This is a genomic window from Arthrobacter sp. Cza30, assembly GCF_059090765.1.
Genome location: NZ_JBNHGA010000001.1, coordinates 205,870 through 224,606, shown reverse-complemented (window position 1 = coordinate 224,606; position 18,737 = coordinate 205,870). Strand labels below are relative to the sequence as shown.

The window sequence follows — 18,737 nt, the reverse complement described above, 5'->3', positions numbered from 1 at the left end:
TTGAGCGAGTGACACTGGACGACGCTCCCCCGCGCACGCGCCGCGAACGGCGCGCGCGGACGGGTGCGATCCCGGTCCTGTCCGGCGACGCGGCGCAGGGAGAGGCGGCCCCGCCCCGGCAGTCGGACACCGCGGACACCGCGCATCCGGCGCGCAGCGCGGCGCCCGCCGCTGCCGGCGACACCGGGCTCACCGTCGCGTCGCCGCCGGTGCCGGCGGCGACGGCCACCGACACCGCCACGGACGCCTCGATCGGCACCGGCTCCCTCTCGGCACCCGAGTCCCCCGCCGGCGCCGCCACCGCGGCGTTCCGGCCCGCCGAGGTCGTCAGCCGGCCTCGGGCATTGGCGTGGGTCGACGGGAGCACTGTCGGCCGGATGCCGGCTCCGGGCGACCTCACCGCGGCAGCGAGTCCCTACGTGCCCGTCGAGAAGGACCTGCTCGCGAACGCGCCGCGCCGCTCGCCGCTGCGAGCGGGGGTCATCGCCCCGGTGGCGGTCATCGCGGGCCTCCTCGGCGCCTACTCCGGCACCACGCTCCTGTGGCCGCTGCACGCGGTCGCGCCCACCGTGACCGCCGTGCAGGTGCAGCCGGCGGCGGCGCCGGCGGCCGCGCTGACGTGGCCTGCCGAAGGCAGTGCGGCGGTGGCGGTGGACGGCTTCCCCGGCGCCGTGGCCTCCGCGACGGACCCCGACGCGATCGCGAGCATCACCAAGGTCGTGACGGCGCTGGTCGTCCTCGACGAGATGCCGCTGTCGCCCGGCGAGCAGGGTCCGGAGTTCCGCTTCACCGCCGCCGACAGCACCCGCTACTGGCAGTACCGTGCGAACGGCGAGTCGGCGCTCGACGTTCCCGTCGGGGGCGTCCTGACGCAGTATCAGATGCTCGAAGGCATGCTGATCGGCTCGGCGAACAACTACGCCGACCGTCTGGCGCAGAACCTCTGGCCCTCGGATGCCGTCTTCGCGTCCGCTGCTCGCGCGTGGCTGGAGTCGCACGGTGTCCCCGGCGTGACGGTCGTGGAGCCGACCGGCATGGACCCGGGCAATGCCGCCAGCCCGGAGGCGCTCATCGCCCTCGCGCAGAAGGCGCTGGCCAATCCCGTCATCGCCGAGATCGTGGCGAAGCCGTCGGTGCAGCTGCCCGGCGCCGGACTCGTCGAGAACACCAACGGCCTCCTCGCCGACCCGGGCGTCCTGGGCATCAAGACCGGCACGCTCGACGCGTGGAACCTGCTGTCGGCCAAGGACGTCGCGATCGGCGACACCACCGTGCGTCTGTTCGCGTCGGTGCTCGGCCAGCCGGACGACGCTGCGCGGCTCGCCGCCAGCCGGGATCTCTACGCCCAGCTGGAGCAGGACCTGCAGCTGGAGCCGTCGGTGACGGAGGGCAGCGTCGCAGGGTACGTCGAGACGCGGTGGGGCGAGAAGGTCGAGATCGTCACCGCCGAGGACGCGTCGGTGGTGCTGTGGAACGGGCAGGCGGGCACCGTCACGACCACCTTCGACCTCGGCGACGACCGCGACGCCGGTGAGACGGTCGGCTCCCTCGATGTCGCCGGCCCGGTCGACACCGCGACGGTGGACCTCCGGCTCGCGGACGACGTCGCCGACCCGTCGCCGTGGTGGCGACTCACCCATCCGCTGGACCTGTTCGGCCTGAACGACTGACGAGGGGTTCCCTCGTTCCGCCGGCGGTTTTCGGACGTCAGGCGAAGCGCACGGTCTGCTGCAGGCGGGTGCGCACGTCGAAGACCTCGTTGCCGCCGATGTCGCGGGCGCCGGTGATCCCGCGCCGCAGCACGGTGGCCAGGGCGCTGCGGGAGACCACCGCGACGCGCACCCCGCGCACCTTGCCGATCTCCTCGATCGCATCCAGCACGTCGTCATCGGGGAGCACGACGATCGCGCCGCTGAAGCGGACCCCTGCGGCCCGCGCGATCACCCGCATCCGTGCGAGCAGCTGCGCGACCGGGGCACCGGGAACGCCGTCGCCGACGAACTCGCCGCGGCGGATCCGCACCGGCCCGCCGAAGTCCTCCGAGAGGATGCCGTAGAGGCCGCTCGGACCGAGCACGATGTGGTCGATCTTCGCGTCGGCGTCGGCATCCCGCCCCACGGCCGCGACGTCATGCCACACCGTGTAGCCCATCCCGAGGTCGGCGACGATGCGCGCGGTCGCCTCCTCGGCGAGCGCGTCGGCCAGAAGGCGGCGCAGATGCTGCGGAGCCGACCGCACCAGCGCGGGGTCGTACGGATCCTCCAGCGCCACACCGCGGCCGACCCACTCGCGCATCAGATCCAGATAGCGCTCGCGTCGCCAGCCGCCGGGATGCCCGTACGACCGGGCCCGGGGTCGTGTGTCGGTGCGCGCCGCCGGCGGGCGCCAGCTCTCGCCGGACGACCCGGACCACTGCGCCGCCGGGGTGTCGCCGAAGCCGTGACCCCGGTCGTAGGCCGCCCGCGCCTCCGGCGTTCCGATGAGCTCCCATGCACGCTGCACCTGGATGAAGAGCGCCGCGTCGCCGCCGGTGTCCGGGTGCGTCTGCCGCAGGCGCAGGCGGTACGCGCGCCGAAGCGTCTCATCGTCCGCGTCCGGCTCCACCGCGAGCACCTCGTAGGCCGAGGCCGACAACGGACTGTCGAACACGCGCACCCTCCCGCTTTCCGCCGCCTTCGCGGCCGGACTCAGGGTACGCCACGGGCCCGGAGGCGGCTCTCAGCCTCGATCGCGCAGCCGGCTCAGCGTCTTTCGTTGCGACGCGCATACGCGGCGGCGCTGCGACTGGACAGGGCCAGCAGGATCAGGATGTCCAGGCTCAGGGAGAAGTAGGTCCCCTCCACCTGGATCTCCTGCCCCTGCGCCCACCACGCGAAGAACGACGTGCTGATCGAGATCGCCGCGATGACCATCACGATGACACGCGCGGGGTTGCGCCCGAGGTAGACGAACACCGCCAGCAGCAGGTCGATCGCGAGGACCGTGCCGCCGGCGGCGAGCACGAACCACAACGCGGCCTGCGCCCCCTCGGGCGAGGGGTCGAAGCCGTCCAGCAGCGAGTCGGCGTCGTCGATCAGCGAGTCCCAGCCCGCTGCGATGCCCACGAGCACGACGATCCCCGCGATCACTCGCACCAGGACCAGGGCGGCACCGGCGACCGTCGTCACCGGCCGCTTCATGTCGGGGTCGTAGCCGGTGGGGACCAGCAGCCGCGTGGCCGGCTCGTACGCGGGGCGCTTGTGGGGCGTGGGCTCCCGGGCGGGCGGGGTCGCCTCCGGCCGGGGGTCGCTCATGCGTGCACCGCCTCGAGGGCGCGGACGTCCACGATCGGCAGGTCGCCGTCGGTGCGGATGCTGTCGCCCCCGCCGTTGCGGGCGTGGTAGCCGGTCGCGAAGTCCTCGATGACGTCGACGACGACGCGAGGGTCGGCATCCCGCAGCGATGCGACGATGTGGTCGCGCTCGACGTCGGTGTCGGCGTCGATGCGGTGCGTCACCTGCAAGGTGAACAGCGACAGTCCGACGCTGGTGTCGAACGTGCCGGCGGCGAGCCAGTCTACGCGGCGTCCGCCCGGCAGCAGCCAGCCGTCGGGGCACTGCCAGAACCGGACATGATGACGCTGCGCGGGATTGCCCGAGACCTCCTGCTGATAGGCGAAGTCCTGCTGCCGGCCGAACAGGAACAGCGGGCTGACGGGCGCCTCGTCGTAGCTGCGGCGACGCAGGGTCGAGGTGATGAGGCGCCATGAGGACGCGAGGGTCACGTCGTCCGCGCGTGTCCATCCGGCGGCGCGCATCGCCGCCTCGATCTGCTCGCCCCGGCCGAGGAAGGCGATGTTGACCGGATCGCCGAGCAGACCGTCACTCGTGCGTGCCCGGCCGATGAAGTAGTCCGGCACGTAGACGGTCGTGAGGATGCGATGCAGGCGCGGCAGCACGAGGTAGGCCAGCAGTACCCAGAACACGACGAAGAACGGGATGCCCCACCAGCCGATGCGGAACGTCTCTGTGAAGCTCAGGTACGCCAGCCACACCGACGCGAGACCGGCGAAGACGAAGAAGAACCAGTCGATCGCGATCCCGATCGAATACGGGCGACGACGCGGCTCCCGGTTCATCACGCCTCGCGATCAATCCCAGAGCGGCCTGTCGGGCTGATGCGCCAGAGCGGAGTCCGCGACGTCCGGTGGGAGCTCGGCGAGGGTCGGCGGCTGCCAGCGCGGGGAGCGGTCCTTGTCGATCACCTGCGCCCGGATCCCCTCTCGGAGGTCCGGCTGCGTCGTGGCGAACCACATCACAAGGCCGTACTCCTGCGCGAGGACGTCGCGCAGCCCCGCCAGCTCGCGGGAGCGACGGACGGATGCCAGCGTCACGGCCAGGCCCGTCGGCGAGAGCTGCTCGAGCAGGTCGGCGGTCTCGGATGCCTCGGCCTCCGGTCGCTCCCGCAGGCGCTCGATGATCTGCGGGACGGTGTCGGCGGCGAACGCGTCGTCGATCCACTCCCGTGCGCGGGCCAGTCGTGACGGCGGCGGCGTGTCGTCGAAGAGCAGCACGAGCTCGGTGGGGCTGGACGGGTCCGCGCGCGTCTCGAAGGCGTCGCGGAGGTCGCCGAGGCTGTCCGAGTGGACGAAGTGATCCGCGAAGCCGGCGTCGATCGCATCCGAGGCGTCCATGGTCGAACCCGTCAGTCCGAGGTACTCGCCCAGCCGGCCGGGTGCGCGCGCCAGCAGCCACGTCCCGCCGACATCGGGCGTGAAGCCGATGCGGGTCTCGGGCATGGCGAGCTGCGAGCGCTCGGTCACGACGCGGATGGCGGCGTGGCCGGCCACCCCGATCCCGCCGCCCATGGTGATCCCGTCCGCGAAGGCGACGATCGGCTTCGGATACTCCGCGATCCGCGCGTTGAGCGCGTACTCCTCGCGGAAGAACTGCGCCGTCTCGTCGGCGCGTCCGGCGTTGACCCGCTCGGCGAGTCCGCGCACGTCACCCCCGGCACACAGGCCCCGCTCGCCCGCGCCGTCGATGACGACCAGGGCGACCTCGCTGTCGCGCTCCCACGCGTCCAGCGCCTGGTGCAGCGCACGGATCATGCCGAGATCGAGGGCGTTGATGGCGCGCGGACGGTTGAGGGTCAGGCGCCCGACACCTCCGCGCGTGCGAACCAGGACGGTGGGCTCGTCGACGTCGGTCACGAGCGCAACGTTACCGGGAGGCGCGCACCGGCGGGATCGGGCCCACGAGCCGCCGGCCAGGGGTCTCGGCGACCCGGCGACGGAGCGTCGGGCCCGCCATTCCCGGCGGCCGGAGCGGAGTTCCGCCAAGATGGGGAGGATGCTCAGCACGACGAGAGGGTTCGGCATGCCCGAAGGACAGCCGCTGGAATTCTCCGGGGTCAGCAAGCGGTTCGGGTCCGTCATGGCGGTCTCCGATCTGACCGCGCGCGTCGAACCCGGACGGGTCACCGGCTTTCTGGGACCCAACGGGGCCGGCAAGACCACCACCCTGCGGATGCTGCTCGGACTGGTCAAGCCCACCGCGGGGTCGGCGACCATCGGCGGCATCCGCTACGCCGACCTTGCGCGTCCGCTGCAGACGGTGGGCGCGGTGCTGGAGGCATCCAGCTTCCACCCCGGACGCACGGCGGCCGCGCACCTCACGGTGTACGCGCAGGCGGCGGGTGTGCCCAAGAGCCGCGTCGACGAGGTGCTGGGGCTGGTCGGTCTCGCGGATGCCGCCGGCCGGCGGATCGGCGGCTTCTCGCTGGGCATGCGGCAGCGGCTGGGGCTGGCGTACGCGCTGCTCGGCGACCCCGGTGTGCTCGTGCTGGACGAGCCGACGAACGGGCTGGACCCCGAGGGGATCCGCTGGATCCGCGGGTTCCTGCGGGAGCTCGCGCGCGAGGGGCGCACCGTGCTGGTCTCGTCCCACCTCCTGGCCGAGGTGCAGCAGACGGTCGATGCGCTGCTGATCATCTCGCGGGGGCGGCTGGTGTTCCAAGGGACGCTCGATGAGCTGTCCGACCCCGCCGAGCACGCCACCGTCGTGGATGCCCCCGACCGGGTCTCGCTCGCGGCGGCGCTGCGCGCCGCGGACGTGCCGTTCGAGGTGCTGCGGTCGGGTCTGACCGTGCGCGGCGTCGAGCCCGCCGCCGTGGGGAAGGCCGTCGCAGCCGCCGGCATCGCCCTGTCGACTCTTCACAAGCGAGGACCGGCGCTCGAGGAGGTCTTCCTCGAGCTCGTCGATGGGCGGCGCGTGCATCACAGCGCCGCCGGCGTCGATGCCCCGGTGTCCGGCGCCGCCGGCGCGCCGGCGGCCGAATCCGAGGACGCCGCGGGAACGCCCGCAGCGGTGGGCGTCGCGGCGACGGAGGCCGGTGCGAGTGCGGCGGCGGATGACGCCACGGATGCCGCCGGCGCGACGGATGCGTCCGGTGCGGACGAGTCCGTGACGAGCGCCGGCGCCGCCGCGACGGCCGCCGAGGCGCGCCCGACGGATACGAGCGCGGCGCCCGATGCCGACGTGTCGGTCGCCGATGCGGCTGCGGCGCGCTCTCCGGAGCTCGCCACGACGAACACCGCGACCTACGCGGTCGCGCGCACCGGTGTCATCGACGTCGTGCCGCCGGCGGCGTCGGCAGCCGACGCCGGAGAGCACGCGTTCGAAGACGACGCCGCGGCCTCGTCCGACGCACCGCCCACGCCGGAGGACGCCGACCCCGACGTCGAGGCGATCGGCGCGATCGATCAGGAGCTGTCGGCATCCGATCCGGACCGGCCGTGGGAATCGAAGGTCAAGACTGAGTCCGACGTGGAGGCCGACCGCTTCTTCTCCTCCTTCGACGCTCGCCGCGCCGAGGGGAAGCAGGTCGTCCACTCCCCGTCGGCGCCGAACGCCGAGCATCCGGCCGATCCCGATCACGAAGGCCACGACACCGAAGGGGGCGAGCCCCGATGAGCCTCACCGCCGCCACGCGCGCAGAGACGACCAAGCAGTTCACGACGTCGCTGTGGTGGATCCTCGCGATCGTCCTCGTGGTCTACATCGGCTTCACCGCCGCCGCCGTCGCATTCGTGTTCGCCGCCGCCGCGACCGGCTCGCTGCCGGGCGACGCTCCGGCGGTTCCGGAAGACGCTCTTCCGCCCGTGCTGTACAGCACCGCGACCTCGGCGGGGTACGTCTTCCCCCTCCTCATCGGCACCCTCATGGTCACGTCGGAATACCGGCACAAGTCGCTGACGTCGACGTTCCTCGCCACCCCGCGCCGAGGCCGCGTGCTGACGGCGAAGGTGGCGGTCGGCGTGCTCCTGGGCGTGCTGTTCGGCGTCGTCGGCATCGTCGCGTCGGTCGGCCCGTCGGCCGGCCTGCTCGCGGCGTACGGGCTCGAGACGGCGATCGCGTCGGGTGACACATGGGCGCAGTTCGCCCGGATGCTGCTCGCCTATGTCCTGTGGGCCCTCATCGGCATCGGCGTGGGCGCCCTGGTGCGCAACCAGGTCGGCGCGATCGTCGGCGTGCTGGTGTTCACGCAGTTCCTGGAGCCCATCGGCCGCATGGCCGCGGGCTTCGTCGAGGGCCTGAGCGACGTGACGCGCTTCCTGCCGGGCGCCGCCGGCGACACGCTGGTGGGGGCGAGCCTCTACGCCACCGCGATGACGGGCGCGACGACCGGTGGCGACCTCGACTGGTGGGCGGGCGGCCTCGTGCTCGCCGGCTACGCCGTCGTGCTCGTCGTGGTCGGACACCTGGTCAGCTGGCGCCGCGACGTCAGCTGACGCCCCGGGGCCAGTGGGCGCGCTCGGCGACCGCGGTCAGACAGCGGGGATGGGAGCGGGCGCCTTGCGCTTGCGGGGCTTCCTGCCGGCTCCGGCAGGCGTGCTCGCCGTCTCCGCAGCGATCTCGGCCACGTCGGCCGGCTCCTCGTCGACCTCGAGACGCAGTGCCTGCGCCAGCGCGACCCCGTGCCGCGTGGTGAGGATCACGCGCTCGAACTCGTGATGGCCGTCGAGGTCGATCACGACGCTCGGGCGGCGGCGGCGGACGACGGCGAAGTCGTCGCCGGCGGCCGAGCGCCACGTGCCCATCGCGACGAGGCCGCGCACGTGCGTGCCGGGGCTGGGTGTTCCACGCAGCCAGGTCCACGCGTCGTCGGTGAGCTGCACCTTGGTGATGGCGGATCGCTCGATCACGACATTCCCCTTGCGGAATGACATGGCACGCTCCGTCGGCGAGAGCACGACCGCGAGCTGCGTCGAGTCCAGCAGCAGGGTCACCATGGATCTAGTCTGCCAGCGCAGCGCCGCCGCGCCAGGACGATTTTGCTCACGAGAGGGCAACGATCCTCGACGCCGGCCGGCGCGCGCGATGCGAGACTGTATCGGTGACCGTCGTGTCCCCTTCCGGCACCTCCGCCTCGCTCGTCGACCATGCGCTCGCGCGCGCGGCAGCGGGCGAGCGCCTCGACGTGGACGACGCCGTCGCACTCCTGACGGCGACCGGGGAGCCCTTCGAGCGCCTGCTGGCGTCGGCCGGCGAGGTCCGCGACGCCGGGCTGGAGGCATCCGGCCGGCCGGGGATCCTGACCTACTCGCGCAAGGTGTTCGTGCCGCTGACGACGCTGTGCCGCGACCGCTGTCACTACTGCGTCTTCGTGGACACGCCCGGCCAGCTGCTGAAGAAGCGCAAGCCCGCGTACATGTCGCCGGAGCAGGTGCTGGCGGTGGTGCGGCAGGGCCAGGCCATGGGATGCAAAGAGGTCCTGCTCACCCTCGGCGACCGCCCCGAGGACCGGTGGCCGCAGGCCCGCGCATGGCTCGACGAGCATGGCTTCGCATCGACCCTGGACTACGTCGCGCACGTCGCGCGTCTCATCACGGCCGAGACAGGCCTTCTCGCGCACGCCAATCCGGGCGTCATGAGCGCGGAGGAGCTGCGGATGCTGCGGCCGGCCGCGCCGTCGATGGGGATGATGCTCGAGACGACATCGCGCCGCCTGTTCGAGGAGCGCGGGCAGGTGCACTACGGATCGCCCGACAAGGATCCCGCTGTGCGACTCGCCGTGATCGAGGATGCCGGGCGCGAGCGGATCCCCTTCACCACGGGCATCCTCGTGGGCATCGGCGAGACGGTGCGCGACCGCGCCGAGTCGCTCGTCGCGATCCGCGAGGTCCACGAGCGCCATGCCGTGGGCGGGCAGGGTCATGTGCAGGAAGTGATCGTGCAGAACTTCCGGGCCAAGCCCCGCACCGCGATGGAGGGCGCGCCGGACGCCGACCTGCGGGAGTACGTCGCCGCCGTGGCGGTCGCCCGCCTCGTGATGGGCCCGCATATGCGGATCCAGGTGCCGCCGAATCTGTCCGACCCGTCCGAGTTCGGGCTGCTGGTGCGGGCGGGCGCCGACGACTGGGGCGGCGTGTCGCCGCTCACGGCCGATCACGTCAACCCCGAGCGGCCCTGGCCGCACCTGGACGATCTGGCACGGCTCACCCGCGAACTCGGCTTCGAGCTGCGCGAGCGCCTGACTGCGCAGCCGGAGTTCGTGCAGGACGCCGGGACCTGGATCGATCCCGCTCTCCACCCGGCCGTCGCCGCTCTGGCCGACCCCGCCACGGGTCTCGCCGCGGGCGCGGGCCTCGCCGAGGGTCCCGAGGTCCGTCCGTCACACCGGTTCGCGCCCGGCCCGCGATCGCGGACAGCCGTGGCGGACGGACACGGAGTGGCTGAGGGGCGCGCGCGCCGGGGAGCGGCGGGCCGTCTGGCCGAGACGGCCGCCGCCGACCCCTCGGCGCTCGAGGACGACGAGTGGGTCGCGCTGCTGCACGCGACCGGCGACGACCTCGACGTGCTGGCGGCGACCGCCGACGACGTGCGCCGCTACACCGTGGGCGAGGCGGTCGGCATCGTCGTGAACCGCAACCTCACCTCGACCGGCCTGCGCTCGGCCCCGGAGCCCGACCCCACGACCTTCACGCTCGACGACGTCCCGGCGATCGCCCGCGACGCGTGGGAGCTCGGCGCGACCGAGCTGTGCGTGCAGGGCCGGCTGCCGGCATCCGAGGATCCCGAGGGATACCTCGAGATCGTGCGCGCCGCGAAGGCGGCGGTCCCGCACCTTCACGTGCACGCCTACCGCCCGCAGGACGTGTGGGATCTCGCCGACCGCGGCGCGCTGGGCCTGGAGGGAGCGCTCGACGCGCTGCGTAGCGCCGGGGTCGACACCGTCCCGGGCACCGGCGTGAAGGTGCTCAGCGAGCGCGTCCGCCCGCTCGTGGCCCCCGGCGATCTCGAGATCGATCGCTGGATCGCCGGCATCGCGGCCGCGCACCGCGCGGGCTTCCGCTCCACGTCCGTGCTGTTCTACGGGCACGTCGAGACGGCCGCGGAGCGCATCGCCCACCTGCGGGAGCTGCGCCGGATCCAGGGCGAGACGGGCGGGTTCACCGAGTTCGTCCCGATCCCGCTCCCCGGCCCCGCGGGGGGCGTTCCGCTCGTTCCGGGGCGCAGCGCCCTCGACGAGCACCGCGCGATGGTCGCGGTGTCGCGGCTGCTGCTCTCGGGAAGCATCCGGCACATCCAGATCCCCTGGACGCGCGTCGGCCGCAGCGCCGCGGCCGAGCTGCTGGGCGCGGGCGGCGACGACCTCGGGGGCACGCTGCTCGACGGGCGGGTGAAGCCCCAGGCGGGCATCGAGTACGGCGCCGAGCTGCCGGTGCGGGATGCCGCGGCGCTCGTCGCCCGGCTCTTCCGGCCGTTCCGCCAGCGGACCACCGACTACGCCGAGCCGCCCGCCGACCGCAGGGCGTCGCTGCGATGACGCCGCTGCATCCGCCGGGATCCGCTCCCGGCACCGGGGCATCGCCGACCGCAGCCGCAGGCGGTCCCGCATGACCCGCGTCGAGGTCGCGATCATCGGTGCGGGCTTCGCGGGGATCGGCACGGCCATCGCCCTGTCGCGCGCGGGCCGCGAAGACTTCGTCATCCTCGAGCGCGCGGCATCCGTCGGCGGCACGTGGCGCGACAACACCTACCCCGGCGTCGCGTGCGACGTGCCCTCGCACCTGTACGGGTTCGCGACGCACCCGAACCCGGCGTGGTCGGGGACGTACGCCCGGGGCGACGAGATCCGCGAGTACCTCGAGCACGTCGTCACCGCCGAGGGGCTGCGGGACCGCCTGCGGCTGCGGTCGGCGATGCAGTGGGCGGACTGGGACGCCGAGCACGAGGTGTGGCGCATCGGCACACCGGCCGGCGTCGTGGCCGCGGATGCCATCGTGCTGGCCTGCGGGCGACTGACCGAGCCGCGCATCCCAGACGTCGCGGGGCTCGAGACCTTCCGCGGGCCGCTGTTCCACTCCTCACGGTGGGACCACGGCGCGGACCTCGCGGGTCTGCACATCGGCGTCGTGGGGTCCGGTGCCAGCGCCGTCCAGCTCGTGCCGCAGCTGGCTCGCATCGCGTCGCACGTGACGCTGTTCCAGCGCAGTCCCGCCTGGATCGTCCCCCGCGGCGGCGTCGCCTACACCGACGCCGACCGCGCGCGCTTCGCGGCGCGTCCGGACGAGCTGTCGCGTCTGCGTGCCGAGCTGTACGCCGAAGGCGAGGCGCGCTTCGCGTCGCGGTCGGGAGATGCCGCGGCGTCCGCGCACGCGCGAGCGCAGGCTCTCGCCCACCTCGAGGCGCAGGTGGACGACTCGGCTCTGCGTGCGATGCTCACGCCCGACTACGCCTTCGGCTGCAAGCGGGTGCTGCTGTCCGACGAGTTCTACCCGGCCGTGGCCTCGGACGCGGTCACCCTCGTGCCGTCCGCACTGCGAGCGGTCGCCGGGCCGACGCTCGTCGCCGCCGATGGGTCGCGTCATGACGTCGACGCCCTCGTGCTCGCGACGGGCTTCGCGTCGACGCAGCAGCCGTACGCCGACCTGGTGGTCGGCGAGCATGGCGAGACCCTTGCGGCGCACTGGTCCGAGGGCATGACGTCCTTCGCCTCCACGGTCGTCGCAGGGTTCCCGAACCTGTTCGTGCTCAACGGTCCGAACGCGTCGCTCGGCCATTCCTCGTCGGTGCTCATGATCGAGGAGCAGGCGGCCTACGTCGCCCGAGTGCTGGGGCACCGCGGCGCGGCCGGCGGCGTCCTGCGCGTCCATCCTTCCGCGGAGCGGACCTACACCGACGAGATCGCCTCGGCAGCGGCATCCACCCCCTGGATGACCGGCGGATGCCGCAACTGGTACGTCGACGAGCGCTCCGGCCGGCTCACGCTGCTGTGGCCGGGGACCGTCGACGCCTTCCGCGCGCGCCTGGACCGCGCCGACGGCTCGGAGTTCCTCCCCGCGCCGGCCCCCGTTCCCCGCACCACCGCACAGCACGTCCCGATGGAAGGAGTCGCATGACGCTGCGACAGGATCAGCGCACCGCCGTCCCCCTGCGTTTCGGCTACAAGGCGTCCGCGGAGCAGTTCGGCCCGACCGAGCTGCTGGACTACGCCGTCCTCGCCGAGGAGGTGGGCTTCGACTCCGTCTTCATCTCGGACCACCTCCAGCCGTGGCTGCACGAAGGAGGTCACGCCCCGGCATCCGTCCCATGGCTGGGCGCGATCGGGGCGAAGACGTCGCGCGTGCTGATCGGCACATCGGTGCTCACGCCGACGTTCCGCTACAACCCGACGGTCGTGGCGCAGGACTTCGCGACGCTCGGCGTGATGTATCCGGGGCGCGTGATCCTGGGCGTCGGCACCGGCGAGGCCCTCAACGAGGCGAACCTCGGCATCGCATGGCCCGACCCGCCCGAGCGCTTCCAGCGCCTGAAGGAGGCGATCGGGCTCATCCGCAGGCTGTGGTCCGAGGAGCGCGTCAGCTTCGACGGCACCTACTACCACGCGCACAACATCACGATCTACGACAAGCTGCCAGAGCCCGTGCCGATCTACATCGGCGCGGCGGGCCCCGCCGCGACGCGTCTGGCGGGCCGCATCGCGGACGGCTTCATCACCACCAGCGGCAAGAAGCGCGAGCTGTACACCGACACGCTCATGCCCGCGCTCGACGAGGGCCTGACGAAGGCGGGCCGCACCCGGGACGACATCGACACCCTCATGGAGATCAAGGTGTCGCTGGCCGACACGGTCGAGCAGGCTCGGGAGAAGACGCGGTTCTGGGCGCCGCTGGCGCTGAGTCCCGAGGAGAAGATGGGCGTCGACGACCCGATCGAGATGCAGCGGCTCGGCGAGGCGCTGCCCCTCGAGCGGGCGGCGTCCCGCTTCATCGTCTCGGACGACCCCGACGAGCACGTCGAGCGCATCGGCTGGTACATCGACCTCGGATTCCGCCACCTCGTGTTCCACGACCCGGGGCACGACCAGGAGGCCTTCCTGCGCAGGTACGGCGAGGAGATCCTGCCGCGACTGCGGGCGCGGTACGCGTCATGAAGGTCCGCCTGAACACGCTGTTCCGGCGGCGGTCGAAGGGCACGGCGTCGGATCCCGACGACCTCGTGCTCACGGAGGCTGCCGCGACCGACGAGACCGGGGCGCCCCGGTGGATCGTCGTCGTGCCGGTCAAGCCGCCGTCGCGGGGCAAGTCGCGACTGGACGTCGACGGTGTCGACCGGGCCGCCCTCGCTCGCGCGATCGCGCTCGACACGCTCGCGGCCGCGAGCGCCTGCGAGGCGGTGGCGCAGGTGGTCGTCGTCACCGACGACCCCGCCCTCGCGCGCGAGTCGGCCTCCATCCCCGCGCTGCGGTATGTGTCCGAGGGGGGAGCGCTGGGTGTCGACGCCGCGGTGGCGGCGGGCATGACCGCCGTCGATCCGCAGGGCCGGATGCCTCGCGCCGCGCTGCTCGGGGACCTTCCTGCGCTGCGGCCCGCCGACCTCGCCGACGCGCTCGGCGCTGCGGCATCCGTCGACCGCGCCGTCGTCGCCGATGCCGAGGGGACGGGCAGCACGCTGGTCACCGCGCGAGCGGGCATGACCTGGGCCTCCGCGTTCGGCGACGGCTCGTTCGCGCGCCACGCGCTGCTCGGGTGCGAGGCGCTGCCGGTGGCGGAGACCTCCACCCTGCGCCGAGACGTCGACACCGCGGAGCAGCTCGAGGAGGCCGCGGGCCTGGGCCTGGGTCCGCGGACGACGGCGGTGCTCAGGGACGGGTCCCGCTGACCGGACGGGACCAGGCATCCGGCGTTTCGACGAGGACACGGCCGCGGCCGGAGACGTCCGGCGCGCCATCCGTCCCTCGATTCCGGCCATCTCCTCCCTCGCGTGCCGCCGGAAGCGCGGGACGAGCGGGCGCCCGGCTAGCCTGACGTCGTGAGCGACTATCAGGTGCTGGAGATGGGCGGGCTCGAGCAGTGGCGGGAGCACTACGGCGGCTTCCGCGCGGACAGCTCGCGCGACGGTCGGCGGGTCGTGGACCACGAGCTCGCGATGCAGTACATCGGCATGACCGCCAACGCGTACGAGCCGGGCGAGGAGGCCGGGTACTGGCACACGCACTCCCGCGTGGAGGAGGTGTACGTGTTCCTCGCCGGACGCGGTCAGATGGCCCTCGACGACGACATCGTCGACGTGAGAGCGGGCACCGTGGTGCGGGTGGGTCAGGACGTGTGGCGCACATGGCGGGCGCTGCCCGACAGCCCCGAGCAGCTGCGGTGGCTCTGCATCCGCGCCGGAGGCGAGCAGCTGCCCCACCTGCCCGATGACAGCCGGCGCGGTCCCGACCGCCCCTCACCCTGGACCTGACCCCGTCGGCTCACGCACCGGGGGACGGTTCGCGGCGCGGGCGGCCCGCCGAGCGCGTTCTGCCCGCGGATGTCACGCCGACCGGATGCCGCGGAGCCGATCAGCTGAACAGCAGGTACGCCGCACCGACGATCGTGAACACGATCACCAGGCGCTCGAACAGGCGCTGGTTCAGCCGGTAGGCGATCCATCTGCCGCCCAGCGCGCCGGCGATCACGAGCGGCACCAGCACGAGATCGACCAGCAGACCGGCCGGTGTGATGACTCCGATGCCGATCGAGAACGGCACCTTGAACAGGTTCACGAGCGCGAACAGCCACGCCGCCGTGCCGAGGAACGCCTTCACCTCGAACCGCGCCGCCAGGAAGTACATCGACATCACCGGCCCCGCGGCGTTGGCGACCATCGTGGTGAAGCCGCCCAGCGTGCCGTAGACGGCCGCGGCGACGCGGTGCGACCGGTCCGGCGGAGTGCCGGCCTGCATCCGGCGACGCAGCAGCGTGACGGCGATGACGCCGAACAGGATCACGCCGATCGTCCGCTTGACCCACACGTCGTCGGCGACCGCGAGGAACCCGACGCCGACGATGACGCCCGCCACGATCGCCGGCGCCAGACGGAGCATGGTGCGCCAGTCCGCGTGCCGCCGGTACATCGTGACGGCGAACAGGTCGGCCACGATGAGCAGAAGCAGCAGCGTGCCGGTGGACTGCTTCGCGGGCAGCACCGCCGCGAAGATCGCCACCGCGACCGTGCCGGCGCCGGGCACGGCGGTCTTCGACAGTCCCACGACGAGGGATGCCAGCGCGAGCAGCGCCCACGCGAACCAGGTCAGTTCGGGCACGTCAGGCGCCGGCCGCCACGAGGGTCGCCTCCGCGAGCGCGGCCGATCGCGCGGCATCCGTCATCCACAGCGGGGCAACCACCGAGCGGATGCCGAGTTCGGCGACCGCCGGCGCGAGCGTCTCGTCCTCGTCGGCCACCAGCCACGCGTCCAGGAGGCCGCCCTGTGAACGGGCGCCGTAGTGGGCGGCGACCGCGGCGGCCGACGTCTCGACGCCGATCGCCGTGAGACACACATCGGCCATCCCCCGGACGACGCGCCCTCCGATGATGGGCGAGACGCCGACGACGGCTCGCGCGCCGCGCAGCGCCTGACGCATCCCGGGCACGGCGAGGATCGGCCCGATGGAGACGACGGGGTTGGACGGGGCGACCAGCACCGCATCCGCGGCGGCGATCGCCTCGAGGACTCCGGGCGCGGGCGACGCCGAGCCGATGCCGGGATTGTGGAACGCCGCGGGCGCGAGCGTCGCGCGGTGGCGGGTCCACCACTCCTGGAAGTGCATCCGGGCGCCGTCGACGAGCTCGACGACGGTGTCGACCTCGGCGTCGGTCATCGGCAGCAGACGAGCGCCCAGCGGCCAGCGTCGCGACATCCGCTCGAGCACCTGCGTGGGCGTGCGTCCTTCGCGCAGCCAGCCCGTGCGCGCGACGTGCGTGCCGAGATCCAGGTCGCCCAGCGTGAACCAGGGCCATCCGGCGCCCCAGGCCTGGAGCTCCTGGTTGACCGTCTCGGTGTCGCCCGCACGACCCCAGCCGCGCTCGGAGTCGTTGACCCCGGCGAGGGCGTACGTGATGGAGTCGACGTCCGGCTGCAGGCGCACGCCGGAGAGCCACAGGTCGTCGCCGGTGTTGACGACCACCGTCAGCGCGTCCGCGGTGTCGTCGATGCCCCGCGCGCGCAGGGCGGCGCGCACGCCGAGGACGAAGCGCGACCCGCCGACGCCGCCCGCCAGGACGACGATGCGCGTGGCGGTCATCGACCGGCCTGTCGACCGGGAGTCACGCGTGCACCCGCGATCACGCCCCGCGGTCCGCGCGCGGCAGCGGCAGGGCGCCGGTGCGCGGTGCGAACTCGTCGGTCGCGTGCGGAAGCGGGAACCTCGCGACGGCGTCGATGAGCGCCTCGACGGTCTGCGTGTCGGCGACGACGTCGACGTCGAGACCGGCGCGCTTGGCGTCCTTCGCGGTGCGGGGGCCGATCGCGGCGATGAGCGTGGTCTCGGGCAGATCGGGGAACTGCGCGTGCACCTGCTCGGCGACCGATCCGCTGGTGACGAGGATCGCGTTGATGCGGCCCGAGCGCACATCCTCGGCGATGCGATCGGTGACCGGAACGCCGACGGTGCGGTACGCCACCACGCTGCGGACGCGGTGGCCGGCCTCGGACAGCATCCGGGTGAGAACGGGCTTCGCGATCTCGCTGCGCAGGGTCAGGATGTCGCGCGGCTCCGGCTCGAGCGCGATGAGCTGCTCGGCCATGCCCGCGGCGGAGTTGTCCCGCTCGGGCACCAGGTCGACGCGGTACCCGACGGCGAGCAGCGCGGCCGCCGTCGTCTCACCGACAGCCGCGATCTTGGTGTGCGGCGGAACCATCGCGCGATAGGCGTACAGCACGTCCACCGTGGTGGCGCTCGTGACGGTCAGCCAGTCGAACGCACCCGCGGCGAGGTCGGCGAGCGCCTGCTCGAGGGTTGCCTGGTCGTTCGTGGGGGCGAAGTTGATCAGAGGCGCGATCACGGGCGTCGCGCCCTGCTTGCGCAGCGTAGCGGCGACGCCGTCGCCCCAGGGGCCACCGCGGGGCACGAGAACGCGCCATCCCGTCAATGGCTTTGTGGGCTGATGGTGTGCAGCTGTGTTCATGAGGGGTCGACTCTCGTGGTGCTCAGTCGGCCGCCCCAGACGTTCGAGCAGCCGACGCGCGATTCGAATCGGGTTCGCGCGGTCGGCAGCATACGCACCATTGCACTGCCTTGCCTCCCGAGCATACCCCTCACCTCCGGAGGGTGCGTCCGGCGGCCGGTCAGCGCGTGTACAGGCGCACCAGACCCCACACCGCCGTGCCGATCGCGAACGCGGTCGCCACCACCGCCGCGGTCGCCGCCTGCGGGTTGCGGCGGCGGAACGCCCGCGCCTTCTCTACGCCCTCGTCCACCGCGCGCCCGACGCGGCGCGGCACGTTCGCCTTCTCCTCGATCGCCGCGAGCGCGGCCTTGAGCTCGGCCCTGGCCTGCTCGACGGGATCCGTGATGCCCAGCGGAACAGCGGTGCGGGGCACGGGCACGGGAGCCTCAGAGCTCATCGCGCACCTCCTTGACGTCTTGAGCGACCGACTGGACGGGGTTCTGGCGCTGCCCGATCCGCCGGAAACGAAGGATGCCCAGGAGCGCCAGGACGGCGGTGACGATGAGCATCGCGAAGAACACCACGAGCGCCGAGAGCCACACCGGCCACCACGACGACAGTCCCGCGATCACGAACGTCCCGAGCACGGGAACGGACCAGAACAGCACGAACAGCGCCGCGAACATCCACAGCGCGCCCCACCCGCCGTCCTTCGCGGTGCGGCCCACCCACTTCTTCGCCGCGTCGATCTCGGCGACGACGAGGTTGCGGATGAGCTCGGGCACCTCGCCCAGCAGCGTGAGCAGGCTGTCGTCCGCGCGATCGCGGAAGCCTCGCGGCGTCGTCACGTCAGGCTCCGCCCCGGCCGCTCGTCCCCTCGACACCGTCGTCGACCGCGTCCTTCACCGCCGCAGCCGAGGTCTTCGCCGCCGTGTCGACGTCGTCGACCGACTCCTTGCCCGCCTTCAGCGTGGCATCCAGCTTCTGACCCGGCGTGCCCTTGGAGGACGCCGCCTGCGTCACCTTGACCGCCGACTTCCACAGCGTGGAGGGCAGCGCCGCCGCGGCCGAGCCGGCGGCCTCCTTGACCTTCCCGACCTGCTCCTGCACCTGGTCGAGGTTCCAGACCTTGAGCCACTGCTCCTTGATCTGCTCGTACCGTTCCCGCCCTGCCCGTGAACCGAGCACGTACCCGACGGCCAGTCCTACGACGAGTCCTGCTTTGCCCTTCATGAGGTCTCCTCACGCTCGGTGGTGCACTGACGACGCTCCCCAGGGTAGCGGCGTATTCCGATCCCGGCATCCGCTCTTGACACGCGG

General features: G+C 72.8%; 19 protein-coding genes. 8 read left to right on the top strand and 11 right to left on the bottom strand.

What is annotated here, in order from left to right:
* Nucleotides 1-8: 8 nt before the first annotated feature.
* A complete protein-coding gene (locus AC5RVZ_RS00920; protein WP_494063907.1) occupies nt 9-1,670 on the top strand; it encodes a D-alanyl-D-alanine carboxypeptidase family protein in 1,662 nt (553 codons plus the stop codon).
* Between the two features lie 37 nt (nt 1,671-1,707).
* Here the strand turns inward: AC5RVZ_RS00920 and AC5RVZ_RS00915 are convergent, their stop codons facing one another.
* The 4 genes from AC5RVZ_RS00915 to AC5RVZ_RS00900 all read right to left on the bottom strand — a co-directional run bounded on the left by AC5RVZ_RS00915 (nt 1,708) and on the right by AC5RVZ_RS00900 (nt 5,191).
* A complete protein-coding gene (locus AC5RVZ_RS00915) occupies nt 1,708-2,649 on the bottom strand; it encodes a DnaJ domain-containing protein (RefSeq protein ID WP_494063906.1) in 942 nt (313 codons plus the stop codon).
* A 92-nt stretch (nt 2,650-2,741) separates the two neighbouring features.
* Complete coding sequence (locus AC5RVZ_RS00910; RefSeq protein ID WP_494063905.1) at nt 2,742-3,293, bottom strand: hypothetical protein; 552 nt, start codon at nt 3,291-3,293, stop codon at nt 2,742-2,744.
* Nucleotides 3,290-4,117, bottom strand: coding sequence for an LssY C-terminal domain-containing protein (locus tag AC5RVZ_RS00905; protein ID WP_494063904.1), 828 nt, complete (start codon nt 4,115-4,117; stop codon nt 3,290-3,292). The genes AC5RVZ_RS00910 and AC5RVZ_RS00905 overlap by 4 nt, the downstream gene beginning before the upstream one ends.
* Nucleotides 4,118-4,129: 12 nt before the next feature.
* Complete coding sequence (locus AC5RVZ_RS00900; protein ID WP_494063903.1) at nt 4,130-5,191, bottom strand: enoyl-CoA hydratase/isomerase family protein; 1,062 nt, start codon at nt 5,189-5,191, stop codon at nt 4,130-4,132.
* A 166-nt stretch (nt 5,192-5,357) separates the two neighbouring features.
* Between AC5RVZ_RS00900 and AC5RVZ_RS00895 the strand changes: the two genes are divergently transcribed.
* Both AC5RVZ_RS00895 and AC5RVZ_RS00890 read left to right on the top strand, forming a co-directional pair.
* A complete protein-coding gene (locus AC5RVZ_RS00895) occupies nt 5,358-6,953 on the top strand; it encodes an ABC transporter ATP-binding protein (RefSeq protein WP_494063902.1) in 1,596 nt (531 codons plus the stop codon).
* Nucleotides 6,950-7,771, top strand: coding sequence for an ABC transporter permease (locus AC5RVZ_RS00890; protein WP_494063901.1), 822 nt, complete (start codon nt 6,950-6,952; stop codon nt 7,769-7,771). Before AC5RVZ_RS00895 ends, AC5RVZ_RS00890 begins: the two co-directional genes overlap by 4 nt.
* 36 nt (nt 7,772-7,807) lie before the next feature.
* Here the strand turns inward: AC5RVZ_RS00890 and AC5RVZ_RS00885 are convergent, their stop codons facing one another.
* Nucleotides 7,808-8,272, bottom strand: a complete 465-nt coding sequence (locus AC5RVZ_RS00885; protein WP_494063900.1) for a hypothetical protein — start codon at nt 8,270-8,272, stop codon at nt 7,808-7,810.
* 113 nt (nt 8,273-8,385) lie between these two features.
* Here AC5RVZ_RS00885 and cofG point away from each other — a divergent pair, with 113 nt between their 5' ends.
* The 5 genes from cofG to AC5RVZ_RS00860 all read left to right on the top strand — a co-directional run bounded on the left by cofG (nt 8,386) and on the right by AC5RVZ_RS00860 (nt 14,729).
* Entirely contained in the window at nt 8,386-10,809 is a 2,424-nt protein-coding gene (cofG, locus tag AC5RVZ_RS00880; protein WP_494064701.1) for a 7,8-didemethyl-8-hydroxy-5-deazariboflavin synthase CofG, read from the top strand.
* A gap of 70 nt (nt 10,810-10,879) precedes the next feature.
* The gene (locus tag AC5RVZ_RS00875) at nt 10,880-12,385 is read left to right on the top strand and encodes a flavin-containing monooxygenase (RefSeq protein WP_494063899.1); all 1,506 of its coding nucleotides are present in this window, start codon (nt 10,880-10,882) and stop codon (nt 12,383-12,385) included.
* The gene (gene fgd, locus AC5RVZ_RS00870; RefSeq protein WP_494063898.1) at nt 12,382-13,419 is read left to right on the top strand and encodes a glucose-6-phosphate dehydrogenase (coenzyme-F420); all 1,038 of its coding nucleotides are present in this window, start codon (nt 12,382-12,384) and stop codon (nt 13,417-13,419) included. The genes AC5RVZ_RS00875 and fgd overlap by 4 nt, the downstream gene beginning before the upstream one ends.
* Nucleotides 13,416-14,147: a 2-phospho-L-lactate guanylyltransferase gene (cofC, locus tag AC5RVZ_RS00865; RefSeq protein WP_494063897.1), complete on the top strand. Its 732-nt coding sequence runs from the start codon at nt 13,416-13,418 to the stop codon at nt 14,145-14,147. The genes fgd and cofC overlap by 4 nt, the downstream gene beginning before the upstream one ends.
* 150 nt (nt 14,148-14,297) lie before the next feature.
* Nucleotides 14,298-14,729: a cupin domain-containing protein gene (locus AC5RVZ_RS00860; protein WP_494063896.1), complete on the top strand. Its 432-nt coding sequence runs from the start codon at nt 14,298-14,300 to the stop codon at nt 14,727-14,729.
* A gap of 100 nt (nt 14,730-14,829) precedes the next feature.
* Here AC5RVZ_RS00860 and AC5RVZ_RS00855 read toward each other — a convergent pair whose 3' ends face one another.
* The 6 genes from AC5RVZ_RS00855 to AC5RVZ_RS00830 form a co-directional block, all read right to left on the bottom strand.
* Complete coding sequence (locus AC5RVZ_RS00855) at nt 14,830-15,573, bottom strand: sulfite exporter TauE/SafE family protein (RefSeq protein ID WP_494063895.1); 744 nt, start codon at nt 15,571-15,573, stop codon at nt 14,830-14,832.
* Between the two features lies 1 nt (nt 15,574).
* Nucleotides 15,575-16,552 (bottom strand): 2-phospho-L-lactate transferase, encoded by a 978-nt coding sequence (gene cofD, locus AC5RVZ_RS00850; RefSeq protein ID WP_494063894.1) that lies wholly within the window; start codon nt 16,550-16,552, stop codon nt 15,575-15,577.
* Between the two features lie 40 nt (nt 16,553-16,592).
* A complete protein-coding gene (locus AC5RVZ_RS00845) occupies nt 16,593-17,435 on the bottom strand; it encodes a uroporphyrinogen-III synthase (protein WP_494063893.1) in 843 nt (280 codons plus the stop codon).
* A 160-nt stretch (nt 17,436-17,595) separates the two neighbouring features.
* A complete protein-coding gene (locus tag AC5RVZ_RS00840) occupies nt 17,596-17,874 on the bottom strand; it encodes a DUF3618 domain-containing protein (protein ID WP_494063892.1) in 279 nt (92 codons plus the stop codon).
* On the bottom strand, nt 17,864-18,265 hold the full coding sequence (locus tag AC5RVZ_RS00835) for a phage holin family protein (RefSeq protein WP_494063891.1): 402 nt from the start codon (nt 18,263-18,265) through the stop codon (nt 17,864-17,866). The genes AC5RVZ_RS00840 and AC5RVZ_RS00835 overlap by 11 nt, the downstream gene beginning before the upstream one ends.
* 1 nt (nt 18,266) lies before the next feature.
* Nucleotides 18,267-18,650: a hypothetical protein gene (locus tag AC5RVZ_RS00830; RefSeq protein WP_494063890.1), complete on the bottom strand. Its 384-nt coding sequence runs from the start codon at nt 18,648-18,650 to the stop codon at nt 18,267-18,269.
* Nucleotides 18,651-18,737: the final 87 nt, after the last annotated feature.